Origin of the sequence: Pseudomonas chlororaphis, assembly GCA_001023535.1 — a bacterium.
Classification (GTDB): domain Bacteria; phylum Pseudomonadota; class Gammaproteobacteria; order Pseudomonadales; family Pseudomonadaceae; genus Aquipseudomonas; species Aquipseudomonas chlororaphis_E.
In genome coordinates this window covers 4,236,067-4,262,113 of sequence record CP011020.1, presented here as the reverse complement: position 1 = coordinate 4,262,113, position 26,047 = coordinate 4,236,067, and the positions used below count along the sequence as shown (strand labels likewise).

The window sequence follows — 26,047 nt, the reverse complement described above, 5'->3', positions numbered from 1 at the left end:
AGGTTGCTCGCGAAAGCGGTGGGCCCATTTGCATTGATACTGAATGTGCCGACGCCTTCGCGGGCAAGCCCGCTCCCACAGGTTCTAGGGTGTATCTGAGACTTGTGGACACCCACCCGCTCCTACCGTTTTGCAGCCACCCAAACAAGAATGCCCGGCAAAAAGCCGGGCATTCGATCAAACAGTGCTTGAATCAGTCGGTGTAACCCAGTCGCGCCGCCGCACGCCGCTGGGCCTGGCCGCGGGTCGCCAGGCAGTAATACAGCGGGCAGGTCACCAGCAGGCCCACCAGCCACGACAGGTCGGCACCGTCCACCAGGTTGGCGTAGGGCCCGACATACAGCGACGTGTTGGCAAACGGCAACTGCACGATGATCCCGATGAAGTAAGCCACGATCGCATGCAGGTTGAAGCGCCCGTAAATCCCGCCGTCGGCCCGGAAGATCGAGGCGATGTCGTAGTGGCCGCGCTTGATCACATAGAAGTCGATCAGGTTGATCGACGCCCATGGCACCAGCACCAGCAGCAAGGCCAGGATCAAGCCGATGAACTGCGAAATGAAGTCCGCCGAAGCCCCCAGCGCCACCACGCAGCAGCCTGCCAGCACGACGCCGGACAACACCACTCGCACTTTGACGCTCGGCGTCCACTGGCTGGCGAAGGTCTGGATCGAGGTGATGATCGACAATACCGCGCCATACAGATTCAAGGCGTTGTGACTGATGATGTTGAGCAGAAACAGCACCATCAGAATCGGCCCCAGCCAACCGGTGGACTGTTTGACCGCCGCCATCGCTTCAGTGCCCTCGGGGGTTGCCAGTACGGCCACCGCGCCGAAGGCAAACGACAGGATGGTGCCCAGCGTCGCCCCCAGGTAGGTGGCCAGGAACGGCCGGGCGATGCCGATATCCGCCGGCAGGTAGCGTGAGTAGTCCGAGACATAGGGCGAGAAGCTGATCTGCCAGATGATCCCCAGCGACACCGTGGCCAGCCAGCCGGACAGGTTGAAGCCGCCGCGGCTGAAAAAGTCCGCTGGCAGGTCGTGGACGAAGATGTAGAAGAAACCGGCGAACAACGCACCGCCCATCACCCAGGTACCGATGCGGTTCAGGGTATGGATGAAGCGATAGCCGATCACACCGATGGCCGTGGCACCGAGGGCACCCATCAGGATGCTGGCCGGGACCGGCACCGACGGCACGATGCCAACGATGGATTTGCCCGCCAGGACGATGTTGGAAATGAAGAACCCGACGTAGATCAGCGCCGCGAAGAACACAATCAACAGCGCGCCATAGCGACCGAACTGGCCGCGACTCTGGACCATCTGTGGGATCCCCATGCGCGGTCCCTGGGCTGACGCGAGGGCAATCACCGAGCCGCCGAGCAGGTGTCCCAGCGCAATCGCCAGCAACCCCCAGAACAGATCGAGATGGAACACCTGGACCACCATGGCGCCGGTGACGATGGGCAGCGGCGCAATGTTGGTGCTGAACCACAGGGTGAACAAGTCGCGGGCCTTTCCGTGGCGCTCTGCGAGAGGAACGTAGTCGACCGTATGGTTCTCGATCAACGGGTCTTGCCGGGACATCTGGGACATAGGCATGAACTCGAGTTTGTCTGTTCTTATCGTTGTATGAAGCCAAACCGGAGGCACTCTGGGCGCCTCTCAGATGAACACCATATTATGGTATTCCAACACTTTCACAAGACTGATCCGCTCTTTCGGCGCCCAACTGATCCGCTATCCCGCCTGGCCGCCCTAAGTGAAACCCCCGTAATCATTGACTCAAAACGCTACGAATAACGTTCATCGATTCACCGAAAAAGACCTTGCAATGAATGTATTACGGTATACCATCAGACCTACAAACCTATAAAAACCGCTTCACACGAGGACCGCGCAATGATCGACGCCGCCATCTATAAACAAGTCCTGGGTTCGTTTCCCTCCGGTGTGACGGTGATCACCACGCTGGACGAGGATGGCCAGGTCGTCGGCCTGACCGCCAGTGCCTTCAGCTCACTGTCCATGGACCCGGCCCTGGTGCTGTTCTGCCCGAACTACAGCTCCGACTCCTACCCGGTCCTGATCAAGAACAAACGCTTCGCCATCCATGTATTGTCGGGCGGTCAACAAAGCGAGGCCTATGCTTTTGCCCGCAAGGGCAAGGACAAGGCCCAAGGTATCGAGTGGACATTGAGCGCCCTGGGCAACCCAATCCTGGCGAACGCCACGGCGGTGATCGAGTGCGAACTGTGGCGCGAATACGAAGGGGGTGACCACGCGATCATGGTGGGTGCCGTGAAAAACCTGATCGTGCCTGAGCAGCGCACCAGCCCCCTGGTTTACTGCAACGGCAAGATGGGTGCCCTGCCCGTTCCGGCTTGACGGGCTGGTAGAAATATTTTGTAGATATTCCGTATTATGGTATACCAATAATCAATCAGCCAGGCCGCCGTCGACCCCTACCCCGCGCGGCCTTGCGAGAACACCCGGGAGCCCCGCGCTCGTCCCAGGCAACAGGCCCGCAAACGACAGGCCGCCAACAAAAAGATCCGAGGTAAGCGTCATGAAATTCTCGCTGTTCATACACATGGAACGTTGGGACGAAAGCGTCAGCCACCGCCAGTTGTTCGAAGACCTGACCGAACTGACCCTGCTGGCCGAAGCCGGCGGCTTCAGTACCGTGTGGATCGGCGAACACCACGCCATGGAATACACCATCTCGCCCAGCCCGATGCCGCTGCTGGCTTACCTCGCCGGCAAGACCACCACCATTCACCTGGGCGCCGGCACCATCATCGCACCGTTCTGGCACCCATTGCGGGTAGCCGGTGAATGCGCATTGCTGGACGTGATCAGCAATGGCCGGATGGAAGTCGGCCTGGCGCGGGGCGCCTACCAGGTCGAGTTCGACCGCATGGCCGGCGGCATGCCGGCTTCGTCCGGTGGCCAGGCCCTGCGGGAAATGGTTCCGGTGGTCCGCGCCCTGTGGCAAGGCGACTATGCCCATGACGGCGAGATCTGGAAATTCCCGACCTCCACCAGCGTGCCCAAGCCGATCCGCAAGCCGCACCCACCGATGTGGATCGCCGCCCGCGACCCGGACTCTCACAACTTCGCGGTCGCCAATGGCTGCAACGTCATGGTCACGCCGCTGATGAAGGGCGACGAAGAAGTCCTGGACCTGAAGAACAAGTTCCAGGCGGCCCTGGACAACAACCCCGACGTTCCGCGCCCGCAACTGATGGTGCTGCGTCACACCCACGTGCACGCGGCGGACAACCCCGAGGGCTGGAAAGTCGGCGCCCAGGCGATCGCCAAGTTCTACCGCACCTTCGACGCCTGGTTCGGCAACAAGCAAACCCCGGTCAACGGCTTCCTGGCGCCCAGCCCCGAGGAAAAGTTCGCCGGTCGCCCGGAGTTCGAACTGGAGAGCCTGCACAAGACCGCCATGATCGGCACACCGGAAGAAATCATTCCGCGCATCAAGTACTACCAGGAACTGGGGGTCGATGAGTTCAGCTTCTGGTGCGACAACAGCTTGCCTCACGCCGAGAAGAAAAAATCCCTGGAGCTGTTCATCAAGCACGTAGTGCCAGCGTTTCGCTGAGTCCCAATGAGCCGCCAGCGTTGGCGAGCAAGCTCCCACACGGGATTTGGGTGTACGCAGCCTTTGCATGCACCACCTGACCCTGTGGGAGCGGGCTTGCCCGCGAAGACGGCGGCACATCCAACATCTGCATAACAGACACACCGCATTCGCGAGCAAGCCCGCTCCCACACGAGGTTTGGCGTATACGCAGCCATTGCATACACCACCTAATCCTGTGGGAGCGGGCTTGCCCGCGAAGACGGCGGCACATCCAACATCTGCATGACAGACACTCCGCTTTCGCGGGCAAACCCACTCCCACACGTGTCCCCGTTGGGCACGTGGGAGCAAGCCCGCTGGCGAAGCGCGCGCCGCGGCGAACAGATGATGCCAAATGTGACAATCTTCCCCACTCCACTGCCGTCGCCGGTCGCGCCGCTGTTCAGCGCCGGAAAACCCCAATAACGTCTGCCACAACGGATCAACTCTGATTAAGGATGATGCGCGTGGGGGTTTATCGTCTGCTGCTGGCCTTGCTCGTGGCCATTTCGCACATGGGCGTGACGTTCATGGGGTTCAACCCTGGCGTCGTTGCCGTCGTGTCTTTCCTGATCATCAGCGGCTTCGTGATGACTTCGCTGATCGAGCGCAATTACGGCACAGCCAGGCACGTCGGCCTGTTCTACCTGGATCGACTGCTGAGGTTGTACCCGCAGTTCCTGCTGTACTTCGTCCTGTCCTGCCTGGTGATCCAGTTCCTTTTGCCCGGAACGCCCCAGGCAGAGGCCCTGACCCTGGAAAACATCGCCACCAGCCTGCCGATCCTGCCGCTGGGTTTCTACATGTTCGGCATCACCGTGCCCGAGATCCTGCCGCCAGCCTGGTCCCTCGGGCTGGAAATGTGCTTCTACCTGCTGATCCCCTTCCTGATCCTCTACAAGAGCCGGGGGATTGCCTTCGCGGTATCGGTCACGGTCTTCCTGGTAGCGGCGCTGGGCTACATCAACACCGACCTCTATGGCTATCGCTTGCTGCCTGGAGTGCTGTTCATTTTCCTGTGCGGCAGCTATTTGTACCGCGCTCGGGCAAAGGGGCTGTGGATCGCGGCCATCACCACGATCATCGCCACCTTGCTGTTCGCGGCCATTGTCCTGGGCGTCATTGCCCGGCGCCCGTTCAACGCCGAAGTCACCCTCGGCATTGCCGTGGGCCTGCCCGCCGTGTTCCTGCTGAGCCGCTTGAGGTACCACCGGTTGGATGAACTGTTGGGAAACATCAGCTATGGGGTGTTTCTCAATCACTTTGTGGTGATGTATGTACTGCGCGCGTTCTGGCCGGTGGCGTACAGCGAGCTGATTGTCACGACGGTGCTGGTGCTGTCGTTCGCCTTGAGCGGCGTGTCGTATTACTGGGTCGAGCGGCCGGCACTGAGGCTGCGCCATGCCTTGCGGACCGGCGTGCGGCGTGAAACCGTGCCAGCGCCGACTGGCAGCTCGGTGACGTAGCCACTACAACGGTTATCACCGCGGCGAGGGAGCCGGCGCCCTGGCCACGGAGGGGGCTTTAACCGAAGATCAGAACGTCACGCTGGCGCTCAAGCGTGCGGTGCGCGGCTCACCGACATTCACTTGCAACTGGCTGCCCGTGGAAGACGGGTAGTACTGCTTGTCGAACAGGTTGTCGACGTTCAGTTGCAGCGAGGTTTTGTAACCCAGCACCGGCGCCTCCCAACGCACGAAGGCATCGGCCACGGTGTAGCTGCTCAGCCAGAAGTCGTTGGCATTGTTGGCCGCACGCTCACCCACGTAGCGAGCACCGCCACCGGCGTGCCAGGCACCGAACTCGGCGGGAACGTTCAGGTGATGGGTCAGGTAGAGGCTGGCGGTGTGTTTCGGTGCATCGGCCAGGCGATGGCCTTCGTCGTCCGGGTCATCGAGGATTTCCGTGTGGGTATAGGCGTAGGTGCCGATCAGGTCCCAGCGCTCGGACAGGCGTCCGGTGATGTCCAGCTCCAGGCCTTGGGAACCGACTTTACCGGCGGCTTCCGCCAGGGTCACCCCATTGACCGTGGAAGACGTCACGACGTTCTTCTTGACGATGTCGAACAGCGCCAGGTTGATGTTCAAGCCGGGCAACGGATCGTACTTGGCCCCCACTTCGTAGCTGCGGCCCTCCTCCGGATCGAAGGTGTTGCCGGCGTCGTCCACGGTGTCATTCGGCTTGAACGAGCGGCTGTAGTTACCGTACAGCGACAACGCGTCGGTGGCTTTGTAGACCAGGCCCAGGAACGGTACGAAGGCATCGCCGTTGTCGTCGCGGTTCACTTTGTAGGTACTGCCGCGCCCTTGGTCACCGTACTGGTCGTAGTGCTGGTAGCGTCCCCCCAGGACCAGAATCCAACGGTCATCGAGGTGCCAGTTGTCCTTCAAGTACACGGAACTGGAGGTCAGCTCGTTGCTCAGATCGCTCTGGGCGGCGCTGACCAGGCTAGGCTCCGGCAAGTTGCCATAGACCGGAGCGGTGATGTCAAAACCGGCGCGGACCGCATTGCGATAGGTCTTGCCGCGAAACTGGTTGGAGACCTGGTTATCAACACCGACCAGCAAGTCATGCGCCTGACCGAACAGTTCCTGATTGCCGATGAAATCCCAGCTCGCGTAACGGGTTTCATCGTCGTAGTGGGCACCGTTTGCTGCCCGGCGCAACGTATTGCCCGTCAGTGAGTTGGGCTGCGCAATCGAAAGACTGTATCGATCATTGTTCCAACCGTAGGTCACGCGAGTCTTCCACGCCTCGCTCAGCTCATACTCGAAACGGGCCGTCGCCGTCTCGCGAATCCCCACGCTCTTGGCCCAGCGCTCGTCGAGGCGCTTGTCGTAGTCGATGTCGACCGGGTGCCCGTTGCGAAACATCGTCCCACGGTCAAACGGATTGGAATATTCGTTGTACTCATAGCTCAGGTTCAACGAAGCCCGCTCACCGGTCCAGGCCAGGGACGGCGCGACCAGCGTGCTTTCATTCACACCGTAGTTGCGCCAGTAATCTTCATGACCACGCTCGGCAATCAGCCGATACGCCAACCCGGTATCGCCCACGGGCCCGGTGGTGTCCAGGCCCATGGTGCCGCCGCCTTCGCTGTAGGCAGAGCCGCTCAGGGTGGTGCTCTGGGTGTACTCTGGCTGCTTGCTGATGACATTGATCAGCCCACCGGGCTCCAACGCACCGTACAGCATCGAGGCCGGGCCCTTGAGCACTTCGACCCGTTCGGTGGTGGCGCTGAAGTTGTGCCCCAGGTTCGAACGCACACCGTCGCGCAGGATCGAGCCGTCGTCGTTGGTGCCGAAACCGCGCTTGACCAGCGAGTCCCGCGAGCCGCCCAGGGTATTGCCCTGGCTGACGCCGCTGACGAACTTCATCGCATCGCCCAGCGAACGCACCTGGTAATCGTCCAGCGTCTGCTGGGTCACCACGTTGATCGACTGCGCTTCTTCCTTGATCGGTACGTCGCTCTTGCTGGCCGTGCTGGCTTGCGACGCCGTGTAGCCTTCGTCCTGGAGGATACGACTGCCCTGGATGGCCGTGGCCGGCAGTTCGAGCGCGTCCTGCGCCCACAGTGGGGTGGCGATGAAGCAGCAGGATACAGCGGGTAGTACACAATGGATGAAGACGTTGCGTTTCGCGGAAGGGGTGGAACGATTCAAAGCGCTGCACTCACGGGAGGGATGTTAATGAGAGCGACTATACTTTGAGAACCATTCCCAGTAAATACAAATAGGAGTCAGTTTGCGGGCGGAAATCCAGGCTTGAGCCCTGGAACACAGGTGAGTGACGTCTTCGCGAGCAGGCTCGTTCCCACAGTGGTTTGGCGGACGGGCTTGCCGTGATATCAAAACGCCCTAATCCGCTAAAGCTTTGGCCCTTGCGGTCGAATGTATTCCATTGAGAGATTTTTTTGCCCAGGAGCAGCGGCATGCAGACGTTAAAGGCCTTGTACGAGTCTATCGAGATGCAGTTTTTCGATACGCTCACGAAAAAATTGTCGAGCCTTTTCCTGCTGGTGATGGTCAGTGCGCTGCTGTACTGGGTGGCCTTGAGCGCCCGTGCCGACATCCTGCTGCAATTGCGCAATGCTCAACTGGACCCGGCGTTGCTGGGGCAGATCGAAGGCCGGCTCGACAGCCTCAGCCATGCCCTGCTCTTCGGCGCCGTCCTGACCCTGGGCATGATCAGTTTCATGGTCTGGTACTTTCGCCACCTGATCGTGCGCCCCGTCACCGCCATGACCAAGGCCCTGGAGGAAATCGCCAACGGTGAAGGCGACCTCTCCAAGGACCTGCCCCTGGTGACCCACGACGAGATCCGCGTGCTGGCCGGCACCTGCAACCGTTTCCTGGCCAAGCAGCGGGAGATCATCAGCAACGTCCAGGCGCTGACCGTGCACATTGCCGTGGAATCGGCGCGCTCGTTGAAGAACATCAGCGACTCCAGCGACAGCGCCACTCACCAGGCCCGGTTCGCCAAGGAAGTGATGGACCAGAGCAACACCGCCGTGGGCCGCATCGAAGAGGTGTCGCGCCAGACCCAGGGCATTTCCAGCACCACCGCCCAGAACCTGAGCATGGCCCGTGACTCCTACGCCGAGCTGCTGGAAGTGACCGGCAACATCAGTGAGATCTCGGCCAGCCTCGGCGAGTTCGCCACGTTGGTGAGCGCGTTGAACCAACGCTCTTCGAGCATCAAGTCCATCGTCGGGTTGATCCAGCAGATCTCGGCCCAGACCAACCTGCTGGCCCTCAACGCCGCCATCGAAGCCGCCCGGGCCGGCGAAAGTGGTCGGGGCTTTGCGGTGGTGGCCGATGAAGTGCGCACCTTGGCACAGAATGTCAGCCGGGCCACCGACGACATCTCGCGCAACATCGACGCGATGCTGGAGGAAGTCAGCTCCACCCACGAACAGACCACCCAGATCAGCCACAGCGCCCGGGAAACCCAGAAGGTGGTGGAACGTGCCTCCGGCCACTTCGAAAGCATGATCGGCGACTTCGAATCCACCAATGGCAAGCTGGCTGACATTGCCGAGCATATCCAGCAGTTCGCCGACAGCAACACCGGCATCAACGACCGGGTGACCCAGATCCATGCCGACAGCCAGTCGATCGACCAGCGCATGCAGCAGTCGGCGACGGCCACCCGCGACCTGTCCGGCGTTGCCGAAAAGGTCCAGGCGCTGCTGGGCCGGTTCGTGCTGGGCCACGGCAAGCTGGACGCCGCCATCACCCGCGCCAGCGAATGCCGCGATACGCTCCAGGTACGCCTGGAGGCGCTGCATCGCGAGGGCCTGAACCTGTTCGACCAGAGTTACCAATTGGTCCCCGGCACCGATCCCAAGCAATACATGACCTGCTACACCGAGCGCTTCGCCCAGGTCTGCCAGGAGGAATGCGACAAGCTCACCCGTAGCACGCCGGGGGGCAAGGTGTCCTTCATCGTCGACACCAAGGGGTATTGCCCGGTGAACAACAGCTGGGTCTCCAAGCCCCCCACCGGTGACCGTGCCGTGGACCTGCCGGTGTGCCGCAACAAGCGCATCTTCAACGACCCGATCGGCCTGCGCGCGGCGGGCAACGTCCAGCGTTTCCTGCTCCAGACCTACCTGCGCGATACCGGTGAAATCATGACCGAGATCGACGTCCCCTTCTTCTTCGGCGGCCGCCATTGGGGCAACCTGCGGGTAGGGTTCGATGCAGCGGTGTTGTTGGCGGAGTGAGAGTGATCGCCCTGGGACAGGAGTAAGGCCGCAGCCACTTCATCGCTGAGCGGCCGTCTTCGCGGGCAAGCCCGCTCCCACACAAGGATCTGTGGCGCACCCACCTCTTGAGCCCACCAAAAAACACTGTGGGAGCGGGCTTGCCCGCGAAAGCGGTGGGTCAGCCGACCTCTTCATCGACTGACCCACTGCATTCGCGAGCAAGCCCGCTCCCACAGGGGGTACCTCAGGGCTGCCGGGTCAGCAGCACTTGGGCCCGGCCTTGCCGCCGTAACGGGCTTCCTGGCGTTCGCGGAAGAACGTCTCGTAGTCCATCAGCGGCTTGTCCGGATGCTGGGTCTGCATGTGCTCGACGTAGTTGTCGTAGTCGGGCATGCCGACCATCAGGCGGGCGGCCTGACCGAGGTATTTACCCAGGCGACTCAAGTCATTGAACATCGTTGCAATCCTCGTTTCAGGCGTCCGGCAGCGCTTGGAAAGGCGCTTCCTTGTCCGTGCGTTCCTTCGTGCCCCAGGCGGCGATGCCGACCTTGAGCGCGTAGAACAGGATGCTGAAGACCACGAACAGGAACAGTGCCGTCAACGTCGCGTTGGTGTAGGCATTGAACACCACGTGCTGCATCTGCTCGATGCTCTTGGCCGGGGCCAGGACTTGCCCGGCTGCCAGCGCCTCGTTGTATTTGCGCGCCAGGGCCAGGAAGCCGATCGCCGGGTTGGCGTCGAACAGCTTGATCAGGCCCGCGGTGGTGGTGCAGATCAGCAGCCAGGTCGCCGGCAGCAGCGTGACCCAGACGTAGCGCTGGCGCTTCATCTTGATCAGCACCACGGTGGCGAGCATCAGCGCGATACCGGCCAGCATCTGGTTGGAGATGCCGAACAGCGGCCACAAGGTGTTGATGCCGCCCAGCGGATCGATCACGCCCTGGTACAGCAGGTAACCCCACAGCGCCACGCAACCGGCGGTGGCGATCAGGTTGGCGGTCCAGGATTCGGTGCGCTTGAGGGCCGGCACGAACGAGCCCAGCAGGTCCTGCAGCATGAAGCGCCCGGCACGAGTGCCGGCGTCCACCGCGGTGAGGATGAACAGCGCTTCGAACAGGATCGCGAAGTGGTACCAGAACGCCATGGTGTTCTCACCCGGCAGCACCGAGTGCAGGATCTGCGCGATGCCCACCGCCAGGGTCGGCGCGCCGCCGGCACGGGCCAGGATGGTGGTCTCGCCGATGTCCTTGGCCACGGCCTGCAGGGCGTCCGGCGTGATGGCGAAGCCCCAACTGCTGACGGTCTGCGCCACGGCCACCACGTCGCCGCCGACGATGGCCGCCGGGCTGTTCATGGCGAAGTACACGCCCGGTTCGATCACCGACGCGGCGACCATCGCCATGATCGCCACGAAGGACTCCATGAGCATGCCGCCGTAGCCGATGTAGCGGGCGTTGGTTTCGTTATCCAGCAGCTTGGGCGTGGTGCCCGAGGAAATCAGCGCGTGGAAACCCGAGACCGCGCCACAGGCGATGGTGATGAACAGGAACGGGAACAGGCCGCCCTTCCACACCGGGCCCAGGCCATTGGTGAACTGGGTCAGCGCCGGCATTTTCAGCTCGGGCATGGTGACCAGGATGCCGATCGCCAGGGCGACGATGGTGCCGATCTTGAGGAAGGTCGACAGGTAGTCCCGCGGTGCCAGGATCAGCCACACCGGCAGCACGGCGGCGACAAAGCCGTAGCCGATCAGCATCCAGGTGATCTGGATCCCGGTGAAGGTGAAGGCCTTGGCCCAGACCGGGTCGGCGGCGATCTGCCCACCCAGCCAGATCGACCCCAGCAGCAACAGCACGCCGATCAGCGAGATTTCGCCGATGCGGCCCGGGCGAATGTAGCGCATGTACAGGCCCATGAACATCGCGATCGGGATGGTCGCCATCACCGTGAAGATCCCCCACGGGCTCTCGGCCAGGGCCTTGACCACGATCAGCGCCAGCACCGCGAGGATGATGATCATGATCAGGAAGCAGCCGAACAGCGCGATGGTGCCGGGAATGCGGCCCATTTCCTCGCGGACCATGTCCCCCAGGGAACGACCGTTGCGGCGGGTGGACAGGAACAGGACCATGAAGTCCTGCACGGCCCCGGCCAGCACCACGCCGGCGATCAGCCAGAGCGTGCCGGGCAGGTAGCCCATCTGCGCGGCCAGCACCGGCCCGACCAGCGGTCCCGCGCCGGCAATGGCGGCGAAGTGGTGACCGAAGAGGATGTGCTTGTTGGTCGGGACGAAGTCCAGGCCATCGTTGTTGAGCACGGCAGGCGTGGCCCGGCGCGCATCGAGTTGCATCACGTTGTTGGCGATGAAGAGGCTGTAGTAGCGGTAGGCGACCAGGTAGATGGCCACGGCTGCGACGACGATCCAGAGGGCGTTGATGGCTTCGCCGCGGCGCAAGGCCACGACACTCAACGCACAGGCTCCCAGAACAGCCACGGCAAACCAGGCGAGGTGTTTAACCAGACGGGTTGTCATTGCGTGTCTCCTGCCGAGGTCCAGTGGACTGCGGCGATTGTTTTTATAATGTGCCCCGCTATTCGGAGCCGGCCCAATATCCCCGTAGGCCGTCAATAAATAAATCCGTAGTACTACGTAGACCGCTCCTGTGGGAGCGAGCTTGCTCGCGAAGGCGGTGTGTCAGTTAAAGCAGATGCCACTGATCCACCGCCTTCGCGAGCAAGCCCGCTCCCACAATGTCGCTGAGTGCCTACGGATTCGATGTCCAGCGCAGGTTACCTCTCCTATTCGGGGGAAGGTTTGGCATATGATGCCGAGCATCCACCTCCCCTCGTCAGGCCCTGACAGGAGTCCAGATGCTGCTCAAACACAAAATCGTCGCCCTCGGAATCTTGCCGCTGGTCCTGGCGATCGCTGTTATCTGCGCCCTGGTGATCTCGCTCAACCGCCAGTTGGGCGACCAACAAGCACAGCTCATCGAAGACAGCATCCTGGCCAGCAAGCGCGCCGAGCTGAAAAACTACGTGGAAATGGCGCAAAGCCTGATCGCCCCGTTGTACAACGACGGCCAGGGCGACGAACGTGCACGGCAGCAAGTGCTGGAAGAACTGCGCAAGCTGAGCTTCGGCATCAACGGTTATTTCTTCGTGTACGACCGCCAGGGCCGCAGCCTCATGCACGCGCGCCAGTCGGAGTTGGTGGGGCGAGACCTGTGGGACATGAAGGACCCTCATGGCCTGCCGGTGATCCAGGCGCTGCTCAAGAGCGCCCAGTCCGGCGAGGGCTTCCAGCGTTATGCCTGGAACAAGCCTTCCTCCGGCCAGGTCACTGAAAAACTGGCCTACGTGGTCATGCTGGACCGCTGGGGATGGATGCTCGGCACCGGGATCTACCTCGAAGACGTCGAGCGCGCCACCCAGCAGGCACGCGCCGAAGTCGCCCAAGGCATCCACACCACCATGCAGGCCATCGCCGCCATCGCCCTGGTGGCCGTGCTGCTGGTGTTCGCCGGTGGCATGACCCTCAACGTCAGCGAGCACCGCCTGGCCGACAAGAAACTGCAGCGCCTGAACCAGCGCATCGTCAGCCTGCAGGAAGAGGAACGCTCGCGAGTGTCCCGTGAGTTGCACGACGGCATCAGCCAACTGCTGGTGTCGATCAAGTTCCAGTTCGAACTGGCCAGCCATGTGCTGGAAAACGGCCAGGAAAACGGCCTGGGCATTCTCAAGAATGCGACAGACCGCTTGGGCGAAGCCATCGGCGAGATCCGCAGCATCTCCCATGACCTGCGCTCTTCCCTGCTCGATACCCTGGGCCTGCCCGCCGCCATCGGCCAACTCGCCTCCGAGTTCCAGCAGCGCAGCGGGCTGGAGGTGTCCTACCGCACCAATGAGTTCGATTGCCGGCTGGAAAACGGCGCACCGGTCTCGCTGTTCCGCATTGCCCAGGAAGCGCTCACCAACATCGAGCGTCACGCCGGGGCGAAAAGCGTCGGCATCAGCCTGTTCGGCTCCGCCGAGTCCTTGCGCCTGACGGTGGTGGATGATGGCATGGGCTTCAACGTGCCACAGGTCGAGCGGGGGCACGCCGGCATCGGCCTGCGCAATATCCGCGAACGGGTCGAACACTTCGGTGGACGCCTGGAAGTCACCTCAGAACCGGGGCGCAGCGAGCTGGACATCCTTTTGCCCATGAACATGGCGGCCACGTAAAGCTGATGACCCCTGATCCCAAGCCCCCCTTGTCGATGAACCTGCCGCCTGCGATCCGCGTCGCGCTGGTCGATGATCACTCACTGGTGCGCGATGGCATCCGGGCGCTGCTGTCCGTCATGCCACGACTGAACGTGGTCGGCGAAGCCGAGAACGGCGCACAGGCGATCGAAATGGTCGGCCGTTGCACACCGGACCTGCTGCTGATGGACATCAGCCTCAAGGACATGAACGGCCTTGAGCTGACCCGGCTGCTGGGCAAGCAATACCCGAGCCTGAAGATCCTCATCCTCAGCATGTACGACAATCATGAATACGTGAGCGAGTCAGTGCGCTGCGGTGCCAGCGGCTACGTGCTCAAGAACGCGCCCTCGCGGGAGATCGTCGCGGCGATCGAGGCGATCATCGGCGGCGGCACCTTCTACAGCGCCGAAATCGCCCAACGCCTGGCCACCGACCCGAACACTGATAACGAACTGACCCCACGGGAAAGCCAGGTGCTGCGCAAGATGGTCGAGGGGTTGAACAACAAGGAAATGGCCCGCGAGCTGGACATCAGCGTGCGTACCGTCGAGACCCATCGCCTGAGCATCCGCCGCAAGCTCAACATCGATAAACCCGCGGCATTGGTGAAATACGCGATCGACCACGGGATCGTTTCACGCTGACAAAGGCCGCCACACAGAGACAACCCACAGACACTTTTACTACACTGGCCCGTCTTGTCCCCTTCCCTTGCGAGACGTCCCATCCCCATGAAAACCATAACAAGCACGATGACGTTCTGCGGCCTGCTGGCCTTGTGTGGCAATGCCCTGGCCGAGCCTGGCGCCTCTCACCTGGACGAGGTCCTGCAACGCGGCGAACTCAAGGTGTGCACCACCGGCGACTACAAGCCCTACACCTACAAGGCTGAAAGCGGCGACTACGAAGGGATCGACATCGACATGGCGCGTTCGCTGGCCGCGAGCCTGGGCGTCAAGGTGCAATGGGTCCAGACCACCTGGAAAACCCTGATGCCGGACATGCTGGCGGGCAAGTGCGACATCGGCATGGGCGGGATCTCGGTGACCCTGGAGCGCCAGAAGAAAGCCTACTTCAGTAACACCCTGGACGTGGATGGCAAGATCCCGCTGGTGCGCTGCGAAGACCAGTCGCGCTACCAGACTCTCGAACAGATCAACCAACCTTCGGTACGCCTGGTGGAGCCGGCCGGTGGCACCAACGAAGCCTTCGTCCGCGCCTTCGTACCCAAGGGCCAGCTCGCCTTCCACGACAACGTGACCATCTTCCAGGAACTGCTGGACAAGCGCGCCGACGTGATGATCACCGATGCCTCGGAAGCGCTCTACCAGCAGAAACTCAAGCCTGGCCTGTGTGCCGTCAACCCGACCCACTACCTGCAATATGGCGAGAAGGCCTACCTGCTGCCGCGTGACGACAGCACCTGGAAGATGTACGTCGACCAGTGGCTGCACCTGAGCAAGGCGAACGGCAGCTATCAAAAAGTGATCGGCCAGTGGCTGGCGGTTCCCGCCGCTCAGTGACGGCGACGCCGCATTGAAACCCTGTGGGAGCGAGCTCGCGAAGACGCCAGCCAGCCCGGCAAAGTTGCAGACGGGTCCACCGCCTTCGCGAGCAAGCTCGCTCCCACAGGGTTTGACCCCCTTTGCCATGGAGGGTTGTGGGGCGGCCTACGGCTTGATGTTCTTCAATTCATTGAGCAGCCCCAGCAGTTGCTGCATCTTTTGCTCGCCGAACTGCGCTTCGATCCGGCGGTAGTTGCCTTCCATGCCTTCGCTCATCGACTCGAAGCACTGCTCGCCGCGTTCGGTGAGGGCCACGAACACCCGACGCTGATCCTGGCTGGATTTCTGCCGGCGCACCAGGCCATCGCGCTCCAGGCGGCTGAGCACACCGGTCATGCTCGGCTTGAGGATGCAGGCCTGCTGGGCAAGCTGGTGGCTTTCCAGTTCGCCTTGCTGGTGCAGGATGCGGATCACCCGCCATTGCTGCTCGGTGAGGTCATGCTGGTTCAACGCGGGACGGAAAAAAGCCATGGCGGCTTCACGGGCTTGCAACAGGGTCAGCGTCAGGGAGGGTCTGGGGTTGGCCATGTTCGAACTGCTTGGGTGGGCGAACGGGCAGCTTAGTGGCGCAGGCAAGGCGCTGCAAGAGACCTGTGGCGAGGGAGCTTGCTCCCGCTCGATTGCGCAGCAATCGTCAAAAGCCTCGGGCTGCTGCTCACCCCAGCGCAAGCAAGCTCCCTCGCCACATAAGCACGTGTTCAATCGCAGGGAAGTTCAGCGCAACCCCGACTGTCGTTGGCGATACTCGCCCGGCGTGAGCTGGGCATAACGCTGGAAAAACCGGCTGAAATAGGCCGGATCCTTGAAGCCAAGCTGGTAGCAGATTTCATTGGCCGAACTGCCGGTAAACAGCAGCAGACGCTTGGCCTCCTGCATCAAGCGCTCCATGATCAACCGCTTGGAAGGCAGGTCGGCGATGCGCCGGCACACGTCGTTGAGGCGCGCCTCGGTCACCCCGATGCCCTCGGCATAGCGCGACAGCGGCCAATGCTGCAGGTAGTGGGCTTCGATCAGCTCGTTGAAGCGGTGGAAGATCTTCAGGTCTTCATGCCGCGCCGGCCGGGCTTCCAGGGAGTTGGTACACAAGCGCAGCAGGCTGATCATGATCAGCCGTGTCAATCCGTCCAGGGCCACGTTGCGCCCTGGCCGCGCGGCCGCCACCTCCTCGCTCAGTTGCTCGAACAGGTACTCCAGCCGTCCCACCTCCCCCGCCAACTCCGGCCCCAGTTGCGCCAGCGCCACGCAGGCCGCCGGCAGTTGCACACCGGCCGGCGCCAGGCTCGGATCGGCGTCGATCAACTGCCACACCAACTGCTGGCGCACCGTCAGCACATGCCCGTCACTGTCGGCCTCGGTCACGAAGGCATGCGCGATGGTGGGCGGCGTGAGAAAGAACATCGGGCCCGATTCGACGTATTGCTGGTCGTCGAGATACACCCGCACGGTGCCGCTCTTGACGTAGTGCACCTGGAAGAAGCGGTCGTGGCGGTGCACCGGCATGTTGCGACCGAAAAAATCCGCGAGGTTGGCGAGCCGGTCGTAATGCACCTCGGCATCGCTGTAGCGCTGGTCGTACACCTGGCCGATGTTGATGTTGGGGATCGGTTGACGATCGGTCATCACGCAGTACTCGTTTTTATTCTGATTCAAGCGTCGCCGAGCCCCATCCTGCAACGAATCCGGAAGGTCATCCAGCGCCCGGTCATTCTGCCACGCTTGACGATAGTTAACATCTTAATTATAACTGTTAACACATTAACAATAACGCAGAGCCCTCATCCCTCTGCACCGCCAGGAGACAAGCATGAGCCGTGCCCTGCATGACGTCGCTAACGGCACCCTGTTCGGGGTCGCGCTGAACTACCAGGGGCTGCTGAAACAGCACCTCGCCGAGTTCGAGCAGCCGCCCTACCAGAAACCGCCGGTCAAGCCGGTGCTGTTCATCAAGACGCCCAACACCCGTAATCGACACGACGCCGACGTGGTCCATCCCGGCCACGGCGAGCGGCTGCAACCAGGGCCGGCCCTGGGCGTGGTGATGGGCAAGTCGGCCAGCCGCGTCAGCGCCGCCGAGGCGCTGGGCTACGTGGCCGGCTACACCGTCGTCAACGAATTCAGCCTGCCGGAAGACAGCTACTACCGCCCCGCCGTCAAGGCCAAGTGCCGGGATGGCTCATGCGCCATCGGGCCGGAACTGGTGCCGACCGCCAACCTCGCCGATCCCCACAGCCTGGCGATCACGCTGTACGTCAACGGCGAGGCACGCCAGCAAAACAGCACGGCCAACTTCGTTCGCAACATCCCCCAACTGATTGCCGAGATCAGCGAGTTCATGACCCTGCACGCCGGCGACGTGTTGATCACCGGCACGCCCGAGGGCCGGGTCGACGTGGTGCCTGGCGACCGCGTCGAAGTGCACATCAACGGCGTGGGCCGTCTCGTCAATACCGTCGTGGCCGAGCAGCCAGGAGCCGTTTCATGAAACACGCGCGCATTCGTTTTGAAGGCCAGGTCCACGCCGTCACCGTTGAAGCCGGCAATGCCGTGCGCTTGCTCGACGGTCGCCTGCTGGGCGAAGACCAGGTCGAGTGGCTGCCGCCGGCCACCGGCAACATGTTCGCCCTGGGCCTGAACTACGCCGACCACGCCGCCGAACTGGCCTTCAAGCCGCCGACCGAGCCCCTGGCGTTCATCAAGTCGCCGGGCACCTACACCGGCCACAACCAAAAGACCTGGCGCCCGGACAACGTCGCCTACATGCATTACGAGTGCGAACTCGTGGCGGTCATCGGCAAAACAGCCCGTAACGTCAAGCGCGAAAATGCGCTGGACTACCTGGCCGGCTACACCGTGTGCAACGACTACGCGATCCGCGACTACCTGGAAAACTACTACCGCCCCAACCTGCGGGTGAAGAACCGCGACGCCACCACTCCTGTCGGGCCATGGATCGTCGACGTCGCCGACGTGCCGGACCCGAGCGACCTGAAACTGCGCACCTGGATCAACGGTGAGCTGCGCCAGGAAGGCAGCACCAAGGACATGATCTTCGACATCCCGTACCTGATCGAATACCTGTCCAGCTTCATGACCCTGCAACCCGGCGACATGATCGCCACCGGCACGCCCGAAGGCCTGGCCGACGTGGTGCCCGGTGATGAAGTGGTGGTGGAAGTGGAAGGCGTCGGCCGCCTGGTCAACAACATTGTCAGCGAAGCCGCGTTCTTCGCATCCCGTAGAGAGGCTTGAGCACAATGATCAAACACTGGATCAACGGCCGTGAGGTCGAAAGCAAAGACGTCTTCGTCAACTACAACCCGGCCACCGGCGAAGCCATTGGCGAAGTCGCCAGCGGCGGCGCCGAGGAAGTCGCCCAGGCCGTAGCCGCCGCCAAGGATGCCTTCCCGAAGTGGGCCAACACGCCCGCCAAGGAACGCGCCCGGTTGATGCGCAAGCTCGGAGAGCTGATCGAGCAGAACGTGCCGAAACTGGCCGAACTGGAAACCCTCGACACGGGCTTGCCGATCCACCAGACCCGCAACGTGCTGATCCCGCGGGCGTCCCACAACTTCGATTTTTTCGCCGAAGTGTGCACCCGGATGGACGGCCACACCTACCCGGTCGACGACCAGATGCTCAACTACACCCTGTACCAGCCGGTGGGGGTCTGCGGCCTGGTGTCGCCGTGGAACGTGCCGTTCATGACCGCGACCTGGAAGACCGCGCCGTGCCTGGCCTTGGGCAACACCGCTGTGCTGAAGATGTCCGAGCTGTCGCCGTTGACCGCCAATGAACTGGGGCGACTGGCCGTCGAGGCAGGGATCCCCAACGGTGTGCTCAACGTGATCCAGGGCTACGGCGTCACGGCGGGCGATGCATTGGTGCGTCACCCGGATGTGCGGGCAATCTCCTTCACCGGCGGCACCGCCACCGGCAAGAAAATCATGCAGACCGCCGGGCTGAAGAAGTACTCCATGGAGCTGGGCGGCAAGTCGCCGGTGCTGATTTTCGAAGACGCGGACCTGGAGCGGGCCCTTGATGCGGCGCTGTTCACGATTTTCTCGCTCAACGGCGAACGTTGCACCGCTGGCAGTCGAATCTTCATCCAGGAAAGCGTCTACCCGCAGTTCGTCGCCGAATTCGCCGCCCGTGCCAAACGCTTGATCGTGGGCGACCCCCAAGACCCCAAGACCCAGGTCGGCTCGATGATCACCCAGGCCCACTACGACAAGGTCACCGGTTACATCAGGATCGGCCTCGAAGAAGGCGCCACCCTGCTGGCCGGTGGCCTGGAACGCCCGGCCAACCTGCCTGCACACTTGAGTCGCGGCCAGTTCATCCAGCCGACGGTGTTCGCCGACGTGAACAACAAAATGCGTATCGCCCAGGAAGAGATCTTCGGCCCGGTGGTCTGCCTGATCCCGTTCAAGGACGAAGCCCAGGCGTTGCAACTGGCCAACGACACCGAGTACGGCCTGGCGTCGTACATCTGGACCCAGGACATCGGCAAGGCCCATCGCCTGGCCCATGGCATCGAGGCCGGCATGGTGTTCATCAACAGCCAGAACGTGCGCGACCTGCGCCAGCCTTTCGGCGGCGTGAAGGGTTCCGGAACCGGGCGCGAAGGTGGACAGTACAGCTTTGAAGTGTTTGCCGAGATCAAGAACGTTTGCATTTCCATGGGCGGTCATCACATTCCACGGTGGGGCGTGTAATCCATGGCTGGGGGCTAACTCTGTGGCGAGGGGATTTATCCCCGCTGGGGCGCGAAGCGGCCCTGAATCAGTCAACCTCGATCAACCTGACACACCGAGGTGTTTGATTTGAGGTCTGCTGTGCAGCCCAGCGGGGATAAATCCCCTCGCCACAAGAGCTGCGGTCCAGTTGAACAAGCTGTGATTCACCGATTACCCAAGACTCAACAAGAACAACTTTTTCAGGAGAATCATCATGGGCGAAGTCGTCCTGGCTGCGAAGATCTGCCACGTTCCCTCGATGTACCTGTCGGAGCTGCCCGGTAAACACCACGGTTGCCGCGAGGCCGCGATCGCCGGCCACAAGGAAATCGGCCGTCGCGCCCGCGAGCTGGGCGCCGACACGGCCGTGGTGTTCGACGTGCACTGGCTGGTCAACAGCGCCTACCACGTCAACAGCGGCGAGCATTTCAAGGGCATCTACACCAGTAACGAGCTGCCGCATTTCATCAAGAACATGGAGTACGAATACGCGGGCGCCCCGGAACTGGGCGAGTTGATCGCCGCCGAAGCCAACGCCGCCGACGTTCGCACCCTGGCCCACAACATCCCCAGCCTGGAGCTGGAGTACGGCACGCTGGTGCCCATGCGCTACATGCACATGGACGTCCCGCCGGCGCAGAAACTCAACGTGGTGTCGATTGCCGCCTGGTGCGCCTGGCATCGCCTGCAAGACAGCTTCACCTTCGGCGCCGCCGTGCGCCGGGCCATCGAGAAGAGCGATCGCAAAGTCCTGGTGCTCGCCTCCGGTTCGCTGTCCCACCGGTTTTCCGATGATCGCAACGCCGAAGCCAACATCCACAACTGGACCCGTGAGTTCGACAAGCAGGTGGACCTGCACGTGGTGCAGATGTGGCGCGAAGGCCGCTGGAAGGAGTTCTGCGCCATGCTCCCGGACTACGCCGAACACTGCTTCGGCGAAGGCAAGATGCATGACACCGCCATGCTCCTGGGGTTGCTCGGCGGAGCGGACTACGACAAGCCGGCCGAAATCATCACCGAACCGTTCGGCAGCTCGGGCACCGGCCAGATCAACGCCATTTTCCCGGTTTGAAACGCCTGCGCAGGAGCACCGACCATGCCGCACTTCATCGCTGAATACACCGACAACATCGAACACCAGGCCGATTTGCCCGGCCTGTTTGAAAAGGTCCACGCCCTGCTCGGCGACAGCGGCGTGTTCCCCCTCGGCGGCATCCGCAGCCGGGGGGTGCGCCTGGACACCTGGCGCATGGCCGACGCCAAGCACGACTACGCCTTCGTGCACATGACGTTGAAAGTCGGCCATGGCCGCGACCTCGCCACCCGCGAGAAGGTCGCGCAGAAACTCTTCGAGGTGATCACTGCGCACTTCGCCGACTTGCAGGCCCAGCGTCTGCTGGCCCTGTCGTTCGAGATGATCGAGTTGCACGAGCACCTCAACTTCAAGGCCAACAACGTCCATGCCTTCCTCAAGGCCCAGGCGGGATAGCCACGCCCGATCGCTTGCCCCCATCGGCCTCTCGGACAAAAAGTACAAGATCATGAGCACAGCCAATCCCGCTGGCACTGCCGGCTCCGTCGTGCACGACCGCACCCATGCCACGATCACCTGGCGGCTGATGCCGTTGTTGCTGGTCTGCTACCTGTTCGCCCATCTGGACCGGATCAACATCGGCTTTGCCAAGATGCAGATGAGCGCCGACCTGCAGTTCAGCGACACGGTCTACGGCTTCGGCGCCGGCCTGTTCTTCATCGCCTATGCGCTGTTCGGCGTGCCGAGCAACATGGCCCTGGACCGGGTCGGCCCGCGCCGCTGGATCGCCACGCTGATGGTGGTCTGGGGGGCCTTGTCCACCGGCATGTTCCTGATTGAAAGCGCCGCCGGTTTCTACCTGCTGCGGTTTCTGCTGGGGGTGGCCGAAGCCGGGTTCTTCCCGGGGATCCTGGTGTTCCTCAACCGCTGGTACCCGGCACGCCGGCGCGCCCAGGTGACCGCGCTGTTCGCCATCGCCGTGCCGATGGCGGGCGTGATCGGCGGGCCGCTGTCGGGGGCGATCCTCGAACATTTCCACGATGTCGGCGGCCTGCGTGGCTGGCAATGGATGTTCGTCATCGAGGGGCTGCCGGTGATCCTCCTGGGCCTGGTCGTACTCAAGTGCCTGCCCGACAGTTACCAAAGCGTCAGCTGGCTCTCACCCCACGCCAAGCAGCACCTGCGCGAACAACTGAGCGTGGAGGAACAGCGAAAATCCATCACCTCGTTTTCGGCGATCCTCGCTAACCCCCAGGTCTGGTTGCTGGTGGCGGTGTACTTCGCCGTGATGCTGGCGGTGAACACCCTGGCTTTCTGGATGCCCACTCTGATCCACGGCGCCGGCATCGGCAGCGAAGGCCAGGTCGGCCTGCTCAGCGCGGTGCCTTACCTGGCCGGTTGCTTCTTCATGATCGGTTGTGGCCGCTCCTCCGACCGCCACCGCGAACGTCGCTGGCACCTCTGCGTACCGTTGTTGATGGCGGCAGCCGGTATCGCTATCGCCGGGCTCTCTCCCGGCAATCCGACCCTGGTGCTCGGCGGCCTGATTGTCGCCGGCATGGGCGCCAGCGCGGCGTTGCCGATGTTCTGGCAACTGCCGCCGGCGTTTCTCTCCAACAACACCCAGGCCGCCGGAATCGCCCTGATCAGTTCCTTTGGCAGCATCGCCTCATTCTTCGCGCCGTACCTCATCGGCTGGATGCGGGACACCACGCAGAGCGCCAGCCTGGCCCTGTATGTCCTGGCGCTGTTCATCACCCTGGGTGGCCTGCTGGTGCTGCGCACCCGGGCCGCCGTCGTCAATCCTCAATAGAGACCTCGTCATGCTCGATCAAAGCCTCATCCAGCAAGCCGCTGCCCGCCTCGACCACGCCGAGCGTTCCCGGGAGCAGGTGCGCCAGTTTTCCCTCGATCACCCGGCCATCACCCTCGATGACGCCTACGCCATCCAGCGCGCCTGGGTGGCGCAGAAAATCAACGACGGGCGCAAGCTGGTCGGCCACAAGATCGGCCTGACCTCCCGGGCCATGCAAGTGTCCTCGAACATCACCGAGCCGGACTACGGCGCGCTGCTGGATGACATGTTCTTCGACGAAGGCACCGACATTCCCTTCTCGCGCTTCATCGTGCCGCGAGTGGAAGTCGAACTGGCGTTCATCCTCGGCAAACCGTTGAAAGGCCCGAACGTCACGGTGTTCGACGTACTGGATGCCACTGAATGGGTGATCCCGGCACTGGAAATCATCGACGCACGCATCCAGCAGATCGACCCGCAGACCCAGGCCACCCGCAAAGTCTTCGACACCATTTCCGACAACGCGGCCAACGCTGGCGTGGTCATGGGCGGACGTGCGGTGCGCCCCACCGAGATCGACCTGCGCAAGGTGCCGGCGGTGCTCTACCGCAACGGCGTGATCGAAGAGTCCGGCGTCTCGGCGGCGGTGCTCAATCACCCGGCCAAGGGCGTGGCCTGGCTGGCGAACAAGCTGGCGGCCTATGACGTCACCCTGCAACCGGGGCAGATCATCCTCGGTGGCTCCTTCACCCGCCCGGTGGCGGCCAACCCGGGCGATACCTTCCATGTCGACTACGACATGCTTGGCTCCATCGCTTGCCGTTTCGTCTGACTGCTCGAGGACTGCTTCATGGACATGCCGATCAACACGTTCAAACAACGGCTGAAAAGCGGCGAGGCGCAGATTGGCCTCTGGCTCGGACTGGCCGACGCCTACTGCGCCGAGCTGGCTGCCAATGCCGGTTTCGACTGGCTGCTGATCGACGGTGAACACGCGCCCAACGACGTGCGCACCCTGCTCGGCCAGCTCCAGGCCGTGGCGCCCTACGCCAGCCAACCGGTGATTCGCCCGGTGGTGGGTGACACGGCGCTGATCAAACAAGTGCTCGACCTCGGCGTACAGACCCTGCTGGTGCCGATGGTGGAAAGCGCCGCGCAGGCCCGCGAGCTGGTGCGCGCCATCCATTACCCGCCCAGCGGGGTGCGTGGTGTCGGCAGCGCGCTGGCTCGCGCGTCGCGCTGGAACAGCATCCCCGGTTACCTGGACAAGGCCGATGAACAGATGTGCCTGCTGGTGCAGATCGAAAGCCGCGAGGGTCTGGCCAATCTCGACGCCATTGCCTCGGTGGACGGCGTGGACGGGGTGTTCATCGGCCCGGCGGACCTGAGTGCGTCCATGGGGTTTCGCGGCAATCCGGGGCATCCGGACGTGCAAGCAGCCATCGAAGACGCCATCGCCCGCATTCGCAAGGCCGGCAAGGCCGCCGGAATCCTCAGTGCCGACGAAAAACTGGCCCGGCGCTACATCGAGCTGGGGGCAGCGTTCGTAGCCGTCGGAGTGGACACGACCGTGCTGATGCGCGGCCTTCAAAGCCTGGCGTCGGCGTTCAAGGGTGTGCCAAAGCCTGCGGCGGGTGGGGTGTACTGACCTAAGTCGAGCCTGCCTGTGGCGAGGGGATTTATCCCCTCGCCACAAAGGCTTCAGCACTTCGCTCAGCTATCAGCTATCAGCGCCTGACCGCCTTCAACTCATTCAGCAACACCAATAACGTCTGCAACTTCTCCTCCCCCAGTTTCTCCTGCAAGCGCTGGTAGTTGGCCTCCATGCTGTGGCTCATCGAGTCGAAGCACGCCTGCCCTTGTGGTGCCAGGCGCACCAGTACGCGCCGCTGATCCTGCTCGGCCTTGCGCCGAACAACCATGCCCGCAGCCTCCATGCGCACCAGCACGCCGGTCATGCTGGGCTTGAGGATGCAGGCCAGTTCGGCCAGGCGATTGATCTCCAGCTCCGCGTGCTGGCTGAGGATGCGGATGACCCGCCATTGCTGTTCGGTCAGGCCGTGTTGATTGAGGGAAGGACGGAAAAACCCCATGGCCGCTTCACGGGCCTGTAGCAGGGTCAGGGTCAAGGATTGGCGCAGCTTGGGCATGGAGAGTGTTCGCCAGGGTATTAGTTAATGAGTTAACTAAATCTTAGCATCACCACTGTCCCGCTGTCCGTGCCAAGGGCAATTGAACACCCAAGTACCTTGTGGGAGCGGGCTTGCCCGCGAAGGCGACGGCACAGCCAGCATCATCGCAAGCTGAATGACCACCATCGCAGGCAAGCCCGCTCCCACAGGGGCGTAGCTATTTTCTGTGCTCTGGCATCAAGCGCCCTTGATCACCCCTTTGAGCACCGCCTTGAAATGCTCCACCTGGGCCTCGCCGAACTGGCCGAACACCTTGTCCTGCTGTTCCCTGGCAATGGCCCAGAGCCCTTCGGTCTCATCGATGCCCTTGACGGTCAGGCGGACCCGGTCGCCATCATCGCTCACCAGGCCCTTGCGCTTGAGGTTGGCCACGGCTTCTTCGATCTCGCGCACCGGCATCGCCACTTCTCGCTGCAGGTCGACCAGGTTCAGCCCGGCGTCATTTTCCAGCACCATCAGCATTCGCGCTTCGCTGGTGCGCAGCCCCGTGGACAATTGGCGGGGCTGGTAACTGGCCTGGTAGGCCCGCAGTGCCTGGGTCATCAGGTAGTAGAGGTTGTGACTCAAACGGCCCTGGAAGTGGCTGCTGGGCGCCTGCCCCTCTTCGCGCCGCGTCATGCGCGTGTGGGGCAGGACCATCGAGTAGGCGCCCTGGTGATAAAGCAACGGCGAACGGCCGAAATCGTCGAAGGCCACGACCTTGCCCAGCATGATCCAGTGATCGCCACCGTCCACCTGCTGGAATTTTTCACAGTGAAACCGCGCGGCGCAATCGGCAAACACCGGCGCCCCGCCCTCGCCGTTGTCGAATTCGATCTCGGCGAAGCGATCCTCCCTGGGCCGGGCGAAGTTGTTCGACAGGTCGATCTGGTCGGCGGCCAATACGTTTACCGCAAAGTGGCTGGCGGCTTCGAACACGCCGTGGCTGCTGGAGCGCTTGTCGATACTCCAGAGAATCAACGGCGGATCCAGGGACACCGAATTGAAGCTGTTGGCCGTCACGCCGACCTTGCGGCCATCTTCCGTCGCGGCGGTGACCACGGTCACACCGGTGGCAAAATTGCCCAGGGCGCGGCGGAATGCGCGGGTATCGAACGCGGTATCGCAATCATTGGACATGCAAGACT

General features: G+C 62.5%; 23 protein-coding genes. 15 read left to right on the top strand and 8 right to left on the bottom strand.

All coding sequences use genetic code 11. The annotated features are described in order from the left end of the window. Nucleotides 1-193 precede the first annotated feature (193 nt). A complete protein-coding gene (locus tag VM99_18670) occupies nucleotides 194-1,600 on the bottom strand; it encodes an allantoin permease (GenBank protein ID AKJ99998.1) in 1,407 nt (468 codons plus the stop codon). A gap of 306 nt (nucleotides 1,601-1,906) precedes the next feature. On the opposite strand from VM99_18670, the gene VM99_18665 reads away from it, so the two are divergent. The 3 genes from VM99_18665 (at nucleotide 1,907) to VM99_18655 (ending at nucleotide 5,104) form a co-directional block, all read left to right on the top strand. Further along, entirely contained in the window at nucleotides 1,907-2,392 is a 486-nt protein-coding gene (locus VM99_18665; protein ID AKJ99997.1) for a flavin reductase, read from the top strand. Nucleotides 2,393-2,573: 181 nt separating this feature from the next. Beyond that, on the top strand, nucleotides 2,574-3,617 hold the full coding sequence (locus VM99_18660; GenBank protein AKJ99996.1) for a monooxygenase: 1,044 nt from the start codon (nucleotides 2,574-2,576) through the stop codon (nucleotides 3,615-3,617). Nucleotides 3,618-4,105: 488 nt separating this feature from the next. Beyond that, nucleotides 4,106-5,104, top strand: a complete 999-nt coding sequence (locus VM99_18655) for a membrane protein (protein ID AKK01796.1) — start codon at nucleotides 4,106-4,108, stop codon at nucleotides 5,102-5,104. Between the two features lie 69 nt (nucleotides 5,105-5,173). On the opposite strand, the gene VM99_18650 is transcribed toward VM99_18655, so the two are convergent. Beyond that, nucleotides 5,174-7,300, bottom strand: a complete 2,127-nt coding sequence (locus VM99_18650; GenBank protein AKJ99995.1) for a ligand-gated channel — start codon at nucleotides 7,298-7,300, stop codon at nucleotides 5,174-5,176. Between the two features lie 269 nt (nucleotides 7,301-7,569). Here VM99_18650 and VM99_18645 point away from each other — a divergent pair, with 269 nt between their 5' ends. After that, the gene (locus VM99_18645; protein ID AKJ99994.1) at nucleotides 7,570-9,366 is read left to right on the top strand and encodes a chemotaxis protein; all 1,797 of its coding nucleotides are present in this window, start codon (nucleotides 7,570-7,572) and stop codon (nucleotides 9,364-9,366) included. A gap of 240 nt (nucleotides 9,367-9,606) precedes the next feature. Here VM99_18645 and VM99_18640 read toward each other — a convergent pair whose 3' ends face one another. Then, nucleotides 9,607-9,804 carry a hypothetical protein gene (locus tag VM99_18640; protein AKJ99993.1) on the bottom strand — a complete coding sequence of 66 codons (198 nt, stop codon included), beginning with the start codon at nucleotides 9,802-9,804 and terminating at the stop codon, nucleotides 9,607-9,609. 16 nt (nucleotides 9,805-9,820) lie between these two features. Further along, nucleotides 9,821-11,881: a carbon starvation protein A gene (locus VM99_18635; protein ID AKJ99992.1), complete on the bottom strand. Its 2,061-nt coding sequence runs from the start codon at nucleotides 11,879-11,881 to the stop codon at nucleotides 9,821-9,823. Nucleotides 11,882-12,219: 338 nt separating this feature from the next. Between VM99_18635 and VM99_18630 the strand changes: the two genes are divergently transcribed. The 3 genes from VM99_18630 to VM99_18620 all read left to right on the top strand — a co-directional run bounded on the left by VM99_18630 (nucleotide 12,220) and on the right by VM99_18620 (nucleotide 15,122). Then, nucleotides 12,220-13,575 carry a histidine kinase gene (locus tag VM99_18630; protein AKJ99991.1) on the top strand — a complete coding sequence of 452 codons (1,356 nt, stop codon included), beginning with the start codon at nucleotides 12,220-12,222 and terminating at the stop codon, nucleotides 13,573-13,575. A 35-nt stretch (nucleotides 13,576-13,610) separates the two neighbouring features. After that, nucleotides 13,611-14,243 carry a regulator gene (locus tag VM99_18625; GenBank protein ID AKK01795.1) on the top strand — a complete coding sequence of 211 codons (633 nt, stop codon included), beginning with the start codon at nucleotides 13,611-13,613 and terminating at the stop codon, nucleotides 14,241-14,243. Between the two features lie 87 nt (nucleotides 14,244-14,330). Beyond that, complete coding sequence (locus VM99_18620; protein AKJ99990.1) at nucleotides 14,331-15,122, top strand: ArtI protein; 792 nt, start codon at nucleotides 14,331-14,333, stop codon at nucleotides 15,120-15,122. Between the two features lie 147 nt (nucleotides 15,123-15,269). Here the strand turns inward: VM99_18620 and VM99_18615 are convergent, their stop codons facing one another. Beyond that, the gene (locus tag VM99_18615; protein AKJ99989.1) at nucleotides 15,270-15,692 is read right to left on the bottom strand and encodes a homoprotocatechuate degradative operon repressor; all 423 of its coding nucleotides are present in this window, start codon (nucleotides 15,690-15,692) and stop codon (nucleotides 15,270-15,272) included. Between the two features lie 186 nt (nucleotides 15,693-15,878). Next, the gene (locus VM99_18610; protein ID AKJ99988.1) at nucleotides 15,879-16,784 is read right to left on the bottom strand and encodes an AraC family transcriptional regulator; all 906 of its coding nucleotides are present in this window, start codon (nucleotides 16,782-16,784) and stop codon (nucleotides 15,879-15,881) included. Nucleotides 16,785-16,968: 184 nt separating this feature from the next. Here VM99_18610 and VM99_18605 point away from each other — a divergent pair, with 184 nt between their 5' ends. From VM99_18605 to VM99_18570, 8 genes are all read left to right on the top strand, one after another. After that, entirely contained in the window at nucleotides 16,969-17,646 is a 678-nt protein-coding gene (locus VM99_18605) for a 4-hydroxyphenylacetate isomerase (GenBank protein AKJ99987.1), read from the top strand. Beyond that, the gene (locus VM99_18600; protein AKJ99986.1) at nucleotides 17,643-18,413 is read left to right on the top strand and encodes a 2-hydroxyhepta-2,4-diene-1,7-dioate isomerase; all 771 of its coding nucleotides are present in this window, start codon (nucleotides 17,643-17,645) and stop codon (nucleotides 18,411-18,413) included. The genes VM99_18605 and VM99_18600 overlap by 4 nt, the downstream gene beginning before the upstream one ends. A gap of 5 nt (nucleotides 18,414-18,418) precedes the next feature. After that, nucleotides 18,419-19,879: a betaine-aldehyde dehydrogenase gene (locus tag VM99_18595; GenBank protein AKJ99985.1), complete on the top strand. Its 1,461-nt coding sequence runs from the start codon at nucleotides 18,419-18,421 to the stop codon at nucleotides 19,877-19,879. A gap of 235 nt (nucleotides 19,880-20,114) precedes the next feature. Then, entirely contained in the window at nucleotides 20,115-20,972 is an 858-nt protein-coding gene (locus VM99_18590; GenBank protein AKJ99984.1) for a 3,4-dihydroxyphenylacetate 2,3-dioxygenase, read from the top strand. A 24-nt stretch (nucleotides 20,973-20,996) separates the two neighbouring features. Next, on the top strand, nucleotides 20,997-21,389 hold the full coding sequence (locus VM99_18585) for a 5-carboxymethyl-2-hydroxymuconate isomerase (protein ID AKJ99983.1): 393 nt from the start codon (nucleotides 20,997-20,999) through the stop codon (nucleotides 21,387-21,389). Nucleotides 21,390-21,441: 52 nt separating this feature from the next. Continuing rightward, entirely contained in the window at nucleotides 21,442-22,746 is a 1,305-nt protein-coding gene (locus VM99_18580) for a major facilitator transporter (GenBank protein AKJ99982.1), read from the top strand. Between the two features lie 10 nt (nucleotides 22,747-22,756). Continuing rightward, entirely contained in the window at nucleotides 22,757-23,560 is an 804-nt protein-coding gene (locus tag VM99_18575; protein AKJ99981.1) for a 2-oxo-hepta-3-ene-1,7-dioate hydratase, read from the top strand. An 18-nt stretch (nucleotides 23,561-23,578) separates the two neighbouring features. Continuing rightward, a complete protein-coding gene (locus tag VM99_18570; protein ID AKJ99980.1) occupies nucleotides 23,579-24,376 on the top strand; it encodes a 2-keto-3-deoxy-L-rhamnonate aldolase in 798 nt (265 codons plus the stop codon). Between the two features lie 79 nt (nucleotides 24,377-24,455). Here the strand turns inward: VM99_18570 and VM99_18565 are convergent, their stop codons facing one another. Together VM99_18565 and VM99_18560 are read right to left on the bottom strand one after the other, a co-directional pair. After that, nucleotides 24,456-24,878: a homoprotocatechuate degradative operon repressor gene (locus VM99_18565; GenBank protein ID AKJ99979.1), complete on the bottom strand. Its 423-nt coding sequence runs from the start codon at nucleotides 24,876-24,878 to the stop codon at nucleotides 24,456-24,458. Between the two features lie 219 nt (nucleotides 24,879-25,097). Next, on the bottom strand, nucleotides 25,098-26,039 hold the full coding sequence (locus VM99_18560) for a flavin oxidoreductase (GenBank protein AKJ99978.1): 942 nt from the start codon (nucleotides 26,037-26,039) through the stop codon (nucleotides 25,098-25,100). Nucleotides 26,040-26,047 lie beyond the last annotated feature (8 nt).